Consider the following 12527-nt stretch of genomic DNA (forward strand, 5'->3'; position numbering starts at 1 on the left):
AATAGAATAATTGTGATATATTGCACATTGATACAATATGTGGTATTGTTATATATCAAAGAACACTTTATATTGTGTTTTATTTGCAATAAAAATAATGCTTATATTGTTTATCAAGGAGGTTTATGCTATGTATGTCATAAAAAAAGACAATACCAAAGAAGCATTTAATGTACAAAAAGTAGTAGTAGCTGTAAACAAATCTGCTTACAGAGCACTTGTTAAATTCACAGAAGAAGACTTAAATTTTATATGCAATTTTGTAGAAGAAAAAGCGAAGTCTTTAGGAAAAGAAGGGATACATATTAGCGAAATGCACAACATTGTAGAAGGAGCATTAGAAGCTAGAAATACTGTTGTAGCAAAAAGTTATAGAGATTATCGTAATTACAAACAGGACTTTGTACAAATGCTTGATGAAGTCTACAAAAAGAGTCAATCCATAATGTATATAGGGGACAAAGAAAACAGTAATACAGATAGTGCTTTAGTATCTACAAAAAGAAGTTTAATATTTAATCAGCTTAACAAAGAATTATATCAAAAATTTTTTATGACAACAGAAGAACTGCAAGCTTGCAGAGATGGTTATATTTATATACATGATATGTCTGCAAGAAGGGATACTATGAACTGTTGTTTATTTGATGTCAAAAGTGTTTTGTCAGGTGGCTTTGAAATGGGTAATCTTTGGTATAACGAACCTAAAACACTTAATGTTGCATTTGATGTGATAGGAGATATTGTACTTAGTGCTGCAAGTCAGCAATATGGTGGTTTTACAGTACCTTCTGTAGATTTACTTTTAGAACCTTATGCTGAAAAAAGCTATAAAAAATTTTATGATAGATATATAGAATTAGGCTTAAATGAAGAAGTAGCAGACAAAGAAGCACTTAAAGATGTTTTAGTAGATTTTGAGCAGGGATTTCAAGGTTGGGAATATAAATTTAACACCGTTGCTTCTAGTCGTGGCGATTACCCTTTTATTACTATGACAATGGGTACAGGTACTGGTCGTTTTGCTAAAATGGCATCTATTACTATGCTAAATGTACGTAAAAATGGGCAAGGCAAAAAAGAATGTAAAAAACCTGTACTTTTTCCTAAAATTGTATTTTTATATGATGAAAATTTACATGGTGTAGCAAAGCCTTTAGAAGACGTTTTTGAAGCAGGTATTGCTTGCTCTAGTAAAACAATGTATCCTGATTGGTTGAGTTTAACTGGTGAAGGCTATGTTGCTGGAATATATAAAAAATATGGCGAAATTATAAGTCCTATGGGTTGTAGGGCATTTTTATCCCCTTGGTATGAAAGAGGAGGCATGAACCCAGCTGATGAAAATGATAAGCCTGTATTTGTAGGCAGATGGAATATCGGCGTAGTAAGTTTACATTTACCTATGATATATGCCAAGTCAAAACAAGAAAGTCGTAATTTTTATGAAGTACTTGACTATTATCTAAATTTAATACGTCAACTTCACATCAGAACATATGCCTATTTGGGAGAAATGAGAGCATCAACAAATCCTCTTGCCTATTGTGAAGGTGGTTTTTATGGAGGACATTTAGGTATACATGACAAAATCAAACCTATTATGAAAACAGCAACTGCTTCATTTGGCATTACAGCATTAAATGAATTACAACAATTACATAATGGAAAATCTCTAGTACAAGACGGAGAATTTGCACTAGAAGTATTAACATACATAAACAAAAAAGTAGAAGAATATAAAAAAGAAGATGGTAATTTATATGCTATATATGCTACACCAGCAGAAAATTTATGTGGATTACAGGTAACACAGTTCCGTAAAAAATATGGTATTATAGAAAATGTTTCTGACAAAGAATATGTTAGTAATGGTTTTCATTGTCATGTTACAGAAAACATTTCTCCTATACAAAAACAAAATTTAGAATATCGTTTTTGGAATTTGTCAAATGGCGGAAAAATACAATATGTTAAATATCCTATTGACTATAATTTAGATGCTATAAAGGCATTAGTAAGACGTGCTATGGATATGGGATTTTATGAAGGGGTCAATTTATCTCTTGCTTATTGTGATGACTGTGGACATCAAGAATTAGAAATGGATATTTGTCCAAAATGTGGTAGCAAAAATTTAACCAAAATTGACAGAATGAACGGTTATTTATCTTACTCTAGAGTAAAAGGTGATACCAGATTAAATGATGCCAAAATGGCTGAAATTGCAGAAAGGAAAAGTATGTGATATGAATTATCATAACATTACAAAAGATGATATGTTAAATGGTGATGGCTTGAGAGTGGTGCTTTGGGTATCTGGTTGCAATCATCACTGTAAAAACTGTCATAATACCATTACATGGGACGCAAAAGAAGGTTTACTTTTTGATGAAAGTGCAGAACAGGAACTATTTGAACAACTACAACAGCAATATATTAGTGGTATTACATTAAGCGGAGGCGATCCTCTTTTTCCAGATAACAGAAAAGAAATCACCACTTTGGTAAATAAAATTAAAAAATATTTTTGCCAAAAAACAATATGGTGTTATACAGGATATTTATGGGAAGAAGTCAAACAATTAGAAGTAATGAAAAATATTGATGTACTTGTAGACGGAAAATTCATAGAAGAACTGGCAGACCCTCAGCTACATTGGAAAGGTAGTTCTAATCAAAGAGTGATAGATGTACAACAATCTCTAAAACAACAAAAAGTAATATTAAAATGTTAAATATTTTAATACAACATTTTTTAGTCTTTTTATTCTTTTAACACTCATATTTTTAGGAGGACTGTTATGAAAAAAATAGCAAAATTTGAAAAAGTAAGTTTTTCACAATTTATAAAAGACTGGCAGGAGGAATTTCCACAATCAACACAAAAAGAATGTGAGCAAATTTATAAACAGTTGCTTTTGCCTTGCCGTGCTACAAAAGGTTCTGCTGGATATGATTTTTTTGCACCTATTGATATTACACTTTCCCCTCAGCAAACAATCAAAATACCTACTGGTATTAGAGTACAAATTGATGAGGGTTGGGTATTAAAATGTTATCCTCGCAGTGGTTTAGGTTTTAAATATCGCCTTCAATTAAACAATACTGTAGGTATTATAGACAGCGATTATTATTTTTCTGATAATGAGGGACATATTTTTGCTAAAATTACAAATGACAGCAACGAAAACAAAACAGTTGTCATTTCAAAACAAAATAGTTTTATGCAAGGTATTTTTGTAGAATATGGTATTACAATAGATGACAATGTAGATACCATTAGAAATGGTGGTATTGGCAGCACTACAATATCAAAATCATAACACTGAATACTAGCTATTGTAAAGAAAGGAAGTGTTGTAATTGGTAGAATTGTTTACATTTGGTATAAACAACTGTTATGTGCTTTCTGGAGAAAAATATGCAATACTGATTGATACTTGTCCAGAACGCTATGCAAATACACTTTTTGAAACAATAAAACATAAAAATATTACAATGCTTCTTATCACACATGGTCATGCTGATCATATTGCTTGTGCAAAATATATTTCTAAAAAACTGCATATTCCTATTGCTATGCACCAAAAAGACCAAATACTTATACAACAACCTTCTGCACAAAAAATGTCTGCACTTACACCTTTAGGAATTGTAATGTGTCAAAAAGTTAAACATCAAAAACCAGTAGCTTTTTTTGAGCCAGATGTTTTTTTAACACATGGTCAACGTTTAGAAGAATTTGGTGTAAAAGGAAGAATATTTGCACTTTCTGGACATACAGATGGTTCTATAGGCGTCTGGACACCAAACAAAGAATTTTTTGTAGGAGATGCTATGATGCACATAAGCCCTTTATTAAAACCTTGTATTTATCACAATAAATTAGACATGGAACACAGTTTTTACAATATATGTCAAAGTGATGCTACAGCAATTTATATGGGACATGGTAAACCAATATTTAGGCAAAATACATTAATAAAAAGTCTAAAATTGCAATATAAAATAGATACAAATTGTATTTCTATGGGTTGTCGTCAACATATTGAAATACAAAAAAAGAAAAAATAATATCATTTGCAAAGGTAAAAACACAACAGGGTTGGTAGTCCCTGTGCAGTCATAATATGATTGTCAGTAGCCTTCCTCACCTGTGCATATTGCACACAGGTCGTCCTTCCTTTGTTTATTATAAGGAGGAAGAACCATATGAAAGCTACATTTACTGTGTTTTTTGAAGCACCTTTTTGGAAAGGTATTTATGAAAGAGAAGAAAAAAATAACCTTTCTGTTGCTATTATTATTTTTGGAGCAGAACCAAAAGATATAGAAATAATGCAGTTTATAAATACTCATTTTCAATCACTTCGCTTTACAAAATCGCTTCAAACACAACAAAAAATAAAAATAATACAAAATTATAAAAGACTGCAAAGAAGCATCAGAAAACAAACAAAACAAAAAGGTATTAGCACAAAATCACAGCAAGCATTGCAGCAACAAAGAGAATTGTTAAAAACAGAAAACAAAAAAAAATACAATATACAAAAAAAATTACTGCAACAACAGCAGTTTGAAGCAAAACAGCAAAAAAAGAAACAAAAGAAAAAAGGACATTAAAATTTTAACAGAAATGATTTTATATGAAATATTAACAACATTTATTATAGAGATAAATATTACAGAGAATATACTATAATAATGAACAAGTTTATACACAACATTAATAAAAAAAGAAGTACAGTAACAACTTATTACTATACTTCTTTTTATTTTATTATAATAAATATTATGCTAATTTTGCCTGATGAGATGTTTGCACCATTTTACACTTCCATCTTTCAGACTGAAAACAAACGTATTACAAACAATGCACCCCTAGCACATTCATCTATTGCCATAGCAATCCATATGCCAACAAGCCCCATACCTTTATATACTCCTAAATAATATCCTCCCATTACAGCAACAAGCCACATAAATATGATGCCTATTACTACAGGGAATATCACATCACCCATAGCTGTAAGACATTTTGTCATTAATATATTAACTGTTCTACCCATTTCTAAAAACAACTCTATAAACAATATTTTTTTACCTAAAGCAATAATTTGTGCATCTTTTGTAAAAATATGAAATATATTTTCTGCATTCAAATACAATATTGCTGTAATACCTACTGCAATCACCATAGAATAAATCAGTGTTGTCCAAACACGTTTTTTTACTTTTTCAAATTCTCCTGCACCTATCAAATAACTTACCATAATTTGCGTTGCTTGTGAAAGTGCTATAGAATATACATAAGCTACATTTGCTAAAATACTACAATACACTTTTGTAGCAATTACTGCTGTACCAAACAGATTGATAAGTTTTAGTATACAAACTTGTGACAAATTGTAGGAAAGTTCTTCTCCTCCAGAAGGCACAGCAATATGCAACAAACTATGAAATGTTTGTGTTGGAAATGGTTTTAATATTTTAGGTGATAGTTGTATATTGATATTTTTACGGAATAGTCTATATAATATTACAAGTCCTATCAATTTACTAATATCTGTTGAAATTGCTGCTCCTATTATACCAAGCTGAGGCAATCCAAATAAGCCATTTATTAATACTGCATTTCCTGCAATATTTATAACATTCATTACAACAGAAACATACATCACTTGTTTCATAAATCCAAAACTTCTTAATATTGCTGCAAATGTAATATAAATACCTTGCACAATAATAAACAATCCTACAATGCTTAAATAATTACCCGCTTCCTGCAATATTTCCTGTGGTATTCTAATCCATGTAAATATCATGGTATGTCCAAATGTAATAAAAAGTGTTGCAAATACACTAAATACTGCAATCATTAAAAGAGAAACATTACAAGTTTCTGCAATTTTTCGTCTATTCTGTGCTCCTAAATATTGAGAAATCAGTATTGTGCTTGCTACACTTGTTACATTTAATACAATAATAACAATATTCATAATTTGATTGCCATTACCTATTGCTGCAACAGAAGCTTGTGAATAGCGGCTTATCATAATTTGGTCTACATTACCTACCAAAAGCTGTAAAAGTAATTCTATAAATATAGGCACAGACATTTTAAAAACTGCCTTTTGTGTCATATCTTTCATATTTTTCCACTCCCTTAAATTCGATTTTCTCATTATAGAGCGGTTTAATTATTTTTGCAATAATAAATTTAATAAAAAAATGCTGAAAAACGGTAGTAAAATCATACTATTTTTCAGCAACTATATAATATAACACTATAAAGTAGTTTATATTTTATGCTATTAAAATTTATTTTCTGTTATCACAATAGTTATATAAAAAACATTCTTGACATTTCGGACGCCTTGCAATACATATTTTTCTGCCATGTGTAATAATCTGTGTATTATATCTTATCCAATGGTCTTGAGGCAAAATTTTCATTAAATCCTGTTCTATTTTGGCAGGGTCGGTGTTTTCTGTTAACCCTAAAAGATTAGAAACTCTTTTGACATGGGTATCTACCACTACACTAGGAATATTATAAATATTTCCTCTTACTACATTTGCTGTTTTTCTTCCTACTCCTGCTAATGTAATCAGTTCTTCTATATTACTTGGCACAACACCACCATATACCGTCAAAAGCCTTTGACAACACGAAATAATATTTCTTGCTTTATTATTATAAAATCCTATAGAATGAATATCTTGTTTTAGCTCTTCTAAATCTGCCTCAGCAAAGTCCTTTAATGTAGCATATTTTTGAAATAATACTTTTGTTACTTCATTTACTCTATCATCTGTACATTGTGCACTTAATATTGTAGCAATGAGTAGCTGCCAATCTGTTTGATAATTTAAATGGCATTTTACAATGCCATAATGTTCATCTAAAAGTGTTAATATTGCATTTATTTTCTCTTCCATAAAAAAATCTTCCCCTTTTTATTACACTAACTGATAATAATGATATTTTTTAGTTAAAATATCTCTTTTACCATAATCAAAAAGTATTACTATTTGTTTTTTGTATTTGCTTTCTGAAAAAATATCATACTCTAAAAAACAAATATGACAACGTTTAGAAAGTTGTTTTGGTGTTTGTTCTGACAAATGTACTGCCTTGTGTTTTATCAATGCTGTATTATTGTAATACTCCCAGCGTTTTTGCTTTTCTTGTTCTTCTTCTATCAGCCAGTCAGGCAGCGTTTTGACATTATCATTCATAAAAATATCTAATTTTAAATATTCTTTGAATATATCTTTATGTTGTGCAGTACATTCTGTATCACAAACAAAATGATAAAGTATTGTATATAATTCTATTTTACTATGCTGCATTTCATTATAACGCTTTTCTATCCAATAATCCCCTAATGCTTCATAAAAATCAAAAGGTGTTTCAAAAAAAGAAATTGCATATTCTATTGTTTTACAAGCCTTTCCACTGTTATAATAAGTTTCTACCATATCCTCTATTTGTTTTAGTCTAAAAATATCATCACATTTTAACTCTTTTGTATATAATACTTCATAAACAGCATCTTTTCTATAAACAATGCCATATTTTTCTGCATCTTTTCTTAGTCCAGAACCTTTTAAAAGTTTTAAAAATCCTAGTTGAAATTGTTCCGGCTGTAGCATATACACATCATTAAAAGAATTACGAAAAGAAGCATAATCTTCATAAGGTAGTCCTGCAATTAAATCCAAATGTTGATGAATATTACCATAATTTTTAATTTGTTTTACTACTGCTTTTAATTTTTCAAAACTGGTATTTCTTTGTATTGCTTGTATTGTTTTGGTATTTGTAGATTGTACACCAATTTCAAATTGAAAAAGTCCTTTTCTTGCTTTTTTTAATATTTGTAAACTCTCTTGCTGCAATATGTCTGCTGTAATTTCCATATGAAAATTGGTAACACCATTATCATGCTCTATTAAATAACTCCAAATGTAATTAGCGTGTTCTGCATTTGCATTAAATGTTCTATCAACAAATTTTACTTGTGTAACATAATTATCTAAAAAGAATTGTAAATCTTTTTCCACTCTTTTTTTTGATAAAAAACGAACACCTTTTTCAATAGAAGATAAACAATATTGACAGTTGTAAGGGCAGCCTCTTTGTGTTTCATAATACAGTATTCTATGCTGGAATGGTTTTATATCATCATAAACAAAAGGCAAATCATCTAAAGCAATGGCTGCTCTGTTTGCATTACTAATAATGGTATTTCCTTTTCTGTATGTAATGCCATCTATATTTTCTAATGAAAGTGTATTTGTAATAAGTCCTTTTATAATTTCATAAAATGTTGCTTCCCCTTCTCCTCTTATTATAATATCTGCAGGTATTTGTTGTAATGTCTGTTCTGGCTCATAAGACACTTCTGCTCCTCCCAGTATAATCATAACATGAGGCAATATTTTTTTTAAATTGTCTACAATTCTACTTATTTGACTAATATTCCATAAATAACATGAAAAACAAACTACATCTGGTTGCTGTCTGTAAATCTGCTGTAGTATAAAATCTTCTTGATGATTTATGGTATATTCTTCTATTACTATATGTTGTTGAAACTCTTTTGCATAGGCTTTTAAACAATATAATGCCAATGCTGTGTGTATATATTTTGCATTTAATGCAGTAAGTAGTATTTTCATTTTTTCTCCTTTCATTACCAACGTTTCACTCTGTCATTTATTTTCCATATACAGACAACAAAGCATCATTCCATTCTGCTCCCATCAATATAACAATCGCACTAAAATAAAACCACATCAAAAGCACTATAATCGCACCAATAGAACCATATACTACAGAATAATTTGCCATATTATCTACATAATATGCAAAAGCAATAGAAAATACAAGCCAGCTAATTAAAGCCATAAATGCCCCTGAAAATACATATTTTCTTTTTGGTCTTTCATTTGGAGAAGCATAATATAGTGATGATAATACACAAAATAATATTATTGTCAAAGGTAAAAAACGTAGTTTGCTCCAAAGTGTTATTAGTTGTATTGGTATTGAAAAAGGTAAATAATTTCCTGCCCACTGCAATACATTTTCTCCTATTACTACAATAAAAAGTGCAACAATAATAAATAACATAACCACTATCATATAAACAAATGTAAATAATTTCTGTTTTAAAGGTGACTTTCGAGGCTTTCCTCTATATGCAATATTAATTGCGTCCATAATAGCATTGATTGCTCTCAAAGGAAACCAAAGAGCAAAAATAAATGAAAATGCCAATACAGTACTGCTTCTATTTTCTGTCACTTGTACAATACATACATTTAAAAGCATTATCATATCTTCTGGTAAAAATTGTGACAAATGTCCAGACAAAGATACCAAAGGAATATTTAAAAAACCTAACAATGTACTCACAAAAAGCAAAAAAGGAAATAGTGCAAATATCATGTAATATGTTAATGCTGCGGCAGATTTTGCTACATTATCATGTTGATATTTTTCTATTAATTCTATAAAAAACAATACCCATTTTTTATTTCCTTTGTATCGTTGTTTTAAATTCACATTATTCCTCCCTTAATGCTTCTAGCAATGCCTTACCAAAAGCACTCAATTCTTTTTTCTCCTCTTTTTCTGCCTTTTTTTGATTTCTCATATAATTTTGTACAGTATTTTTAGAAGCTCCTTTTTGTTCTGAAATTTTTTTATGCAATGTATCTGCTTTTTCTCTAAACCCACATACACAAACATATGTTTTTTTGTCGCCTTCTCCAAATAATTCCATTTTCTTATGGCAAGTAGGGCATCTCATATTTGTTGCCATACTAATATGAATACGCTGTCCGCATTCTCTATCTTGACAAATAAGCATTTTACCCTTTTTACCATTTACTGCAAGCATAGGCTTACCACACACAGAACATTTTGTTCTAGTAATATTGTCATGTTTATATTGCTCTGTGTTGTCTTTAACCTCTTTGATAAGTGTATGTGTATATTGTTTTATATTTTCCATAAATTCCTTTTTTTGTTGTTTTCCTTTGCTTATAGCTTCTAATTCTTTTTCCCATTTTGCTGTCAAAAGCGGTTCTTTTAAATCAGAAGGTGCTAAGTTAACAAGCTGTATTCCTTTTGAAGTAGGATAAAGGGCATTTCCCTTTTTTTCAATATAAAAAGAAGAAAATAACTTTTCAATAATATCTGCTCTTGTTGCAGGTGTGCCAAGTCCTCCTTCTATATATTCCTTCATTGTGTTATCTTTTAAATAAGCAGAAGGATTTTCCATAGCAGAAAGAAGTGTCGCCTCTGTATATCTAGAAGGAGGTGTTGTTTGTAACTGTTTGAGCTGCACTGTTTGACATACAAAACTATCTCCTTGTTGTAATGCAGGCAAATTTTGTTGTTCTTCTTCCTGTTCTGATGTGTTTTCTGTAATTTCTTTCCAACCTTTTTCAATTATAACGCTACCTGATGCTGTAAATATTTTATTATCACATTCCAATATTGCTTTTATTTTTTCATATACATAATTGTTATAAAAACAAGTTAGAAATCTTTTTACTACAAGCATATATATTCTTTTTTCTGCTGTAGTCATAGAAATCATATTAGCACTTTGTTCTGTAGGTATAATAGCATGATGCTCTGTTACTTTACTGTTATTGATACAATGTTTTGAAATGGCTTGTTTATTTTTTATAATATGTGATACAAAAGGTACAAAATCTCCTTTTGATACTGCCTTTAATCTTTCTACCAATGTTGGTACAATATCATCTGTCAAATAGCGAGAGTCTGTTCTGGGGTATGTGAGTGCTTTGTGCTTTTCATATAAATTTTGCATAGTATTTAATGTTTCTTTTGCTGACATATCATAATATCTGTTAGCATCTCTTTGTAACTCTGTTAAATCATAAAGCATAGGAGGATGGGTTACTTTTTTTGTTTTGCTAATTTGTTTTACCACAAATTTTTTATTCTTTATACTTTCTGCAATTTCTTTTGCTTTTTGTTTCTCAAAAATATTCGTTTGTTTTTTATCATTTTGATATGTCACAAAAAATTTGCCTAAATCTGCCCTTACAATATAATAGTCTTTAGGAACAAATTTTTTGATTTGCTGTTCTCTTTGTACAATCATAGCTAATGTAGGTGTTTGTACACGTCCTGCTGAAAGTTGTGCATTATATTTACAAGTTAATGCTCTTGTCACATTTAGTCCCACTAGCCAATCTGCTTCTGCTCTGGCTTGTGCACAGCGATACAATGACAAATACTGTTTTCCATCTTTTAAATTAGAAAAACCTTGTTTGATTGCTTTATCTGTCTGAGAAGAAATCCAAAGTCTTTTGATAGGCTTTTTTACCCCTACCTTTTCCAATATCCATCTTGCAACAAGTTCTCCTTCTCTGCCAGAGTCTGTTGCAATGATAATAGAAGATACTTCTTTACTCAAAAGTAACTTTTTAACAATACCAAACTGCTTTGCTGTTTGAGGTATGACTTTTAATTTCATATTATCAGGCATAATAGGCAATGTTTCCATAGACCACTGTTTATATTGTTCTCCATAATATTCTGGCTCTACTAATGTTACTAAATGCCCTAATGCCCATGTTACAATATATTGGGCTCCTTCTATATATCCTCCAGCCACTTTAGTACATTTAAGCACTCTAGCTATTTCTTTTGCTACAGAAGGCTTTTCCGCTAATACTACTATTTTTGACATATTAATTATCCTTTCTTATTTTGAAAATGATAAGCACAACTTAACAATAATTTTTCTGGTAAAAATCGCTCTACTATATGTGTTATTTTCATAGTGATGCCTGGTATAATAATCATTTTTCCCTCGAACATTTTTTTCAGTGCATATTTTGCTACTGTTTTACTTTTCATGCCTTTTAAACTAAATGACACATTTGCCCTTTCATTAAATGCAGTATTTACTGGCCCTGGACAAAGTACAGATATTTTAATATTGCTGTTTTGTTTTTGTAGTTCTTTATAAACCGCTTCTGTTAAACGAAGTACATAAGATTTTGTAGCATAATATGTTGCCATGAGAGGCCCTGCTAAAAATGCTGCAGAAGATGAAACATTCATAATATAGCCTTTGTCTTTTTGTTTAAAATATTGTATAAATAATTTTGTTAGTATATGCACTGCTTTTATATTCAAATCAATCATATTGAGCTCTTTTTGTAAAGGAATATTACAAAACTGCCCAAATGCACCAAAACCTGCATTATTTATTACTATATCAATATCTTGCTCTTTCACCATATCATACAATTTATAGCAGTCTTTTTCACAAGATAAATCTACTGTAATTATTTGTACATTAGTATATAATTTTTTTTGTACCTGTTTCATTTTTTTTGTATCTCTTGAAGCGATAATTAAATCATATCCCTTTTGACTTAATAATACAGCAAAATCTCTGCCTATACCAGATGTTGCACCTGTTATCAACGCTTTCAAAATACATCATCTCCTTTATATGATA

11 protein-coding genes are annotated in these 12527 nt (G+C 30.0%); 5 read left to right on the forward strand and 6 right to left on the reverse strand.

Annotated elements, in window-relative coordinates; genetic code table 11:
* Positions 1-130 precede the first annotated feature (130 nt).
* The 5 genes from nrdD (at position 131) to C820_RS01680 (ending at position 4626) form a co-directional block, all read left to right on the forward strand.
* Positions 131-2248 (forward strand): anaerobic ribonucleoside-triphosphate reductase, encoded by a 2118-nt coding sequence (nrdD, locus tag C820_RS01660; protein WP_004035928.1) that lies wholly within the window; start codon positions 131-133, stop codon positions 2246-2248.
* Positions 2205-2738, forward strand: coding sequence for an anaerobic ribonucleoside-triphosphate reductase activating protein (nrdG, locus tag C820_RS01665; protein ID WP_353477517.1), 534 nt, complete (start codon positions 2205-2207; stop codon positions 2736-2738). Before nrdD ends, nrdG begins: the two co-directional genes overlap by 44 nt.
* Before the next feature lie 66 nt (positions 2739-2804).
* Entirely contained in the window at positions 2805-3326 is a 522-nt protein-coding gene (locus C820_RS01670; RefSeq protein ID WP_004035926.1) for a dCTP deaminase/dUTPase family protein, read from the forward strand.
* Positions 3327-3366: 40 nt separating this feature from the next.
* Positions 3367-4077 (forward strand): MBL fold metallo-hydrolase, encoded by a 711-nt coding sequence (locus C820_RS01675; RefSeq protein ID WP_004035924.1) that lies wholly within the window; start codon positions 3367-3369, stop codon positions 4075-4077.
* Positions 4078-4215: 138 nt separating this feature from the next.
* The gene (locus C820_RS01680; protein WP_004035923.1) at positions 4216-4626 is read left to right on the forward strand and encodes a YjdF family protein; all 411 of its coding nucleotides are present in this window, start codon (positions 4216-4218) and stop codon (positions 4624-4626) included.
* A 221-nt stretch (positions 4627-4847) separates the two neighbouring features.
* Here the strand turns inward: C820_RS01680 and C820_RS01685 are convergent, their stop codons facing one another.
* The 6 genes from C820_RS01685 to C820_RS01710 all read right to left on the reverse strand — a co-directional run bounded on the left by C820_RS01685 (position 4848) and on the right by C820_RS01710 (position 12502).
* Complete coding sequence (locus tag C820_RS01685) at positions 4848-6155, reverse strand: MATE family efflux transporter (RefSeq protein ID WP_004035921.1); 1308 nt, start codon at positions 6153-6155, stop codon at positions 4848-4850.
* 169 nt (positions 6156-6324) lie between these two features.
* Positions 6325-6945: an endonuclease III gene (nth, locus tag C820_RS01690; RefSeq protein WP_004035919.1), complete on the reverse strand. Its 621-nt coding sequence runs from the start codon at positions 6943-6945 to the stop codon at positions 6325-6327.
* A gap of 21 nt (positions 6946-6966) precedes the next feature.
* Entirely contained in the window at positions 6967-8691 is a 1725-nt protein-coding gene (locus tag C820_RS01695) for a B12-binding domain-containing radical SAM protein (protein WP_004035917.1), read from the reverse strand.
* Between the two features lie 37 nt (positions 8692-8728).
* Positions 8729-9580, reverse strand: a complete 852-nt coding sequence (locus C820_RS01700) for a YihY/virulence factor BrkB family protein (RefSeq protein WP_004035915.1) — start codon at positions 9578-9580, stop codon at positions 8729-8731.
* 1 nt (position 9581) lies between these two features.
* Entirely contained in the window at positions 9582-11747 is a 2166-nt protein-coding gene (locus C820_RS01705) for a DNA topoisomerase III (protein ID WP_004035914.1), read from the reverse strand.
* Positions 11748-11752: 5 nt separating this feature from the next.
* A complete protein-coding gene (locus tag C820_RS01710) occupies positions 11753-12502 on the reverse strand; it encodes an SDR family NAD(P)-dependent oxidoreductase (RefSeq protein WP_004035912.1) in 750 nt (249 codons plus the stop codon).
* Positions 12503-12527 lie beyond the last annotated feature (25 nt).

The organism is Clostridium sp. MD294 (assembly GCF_000364165.2).
GTDB lineage: Bacteria > Bacillota > Clostridia > Lachnospirales > Anaerotignaceae > Coprocola.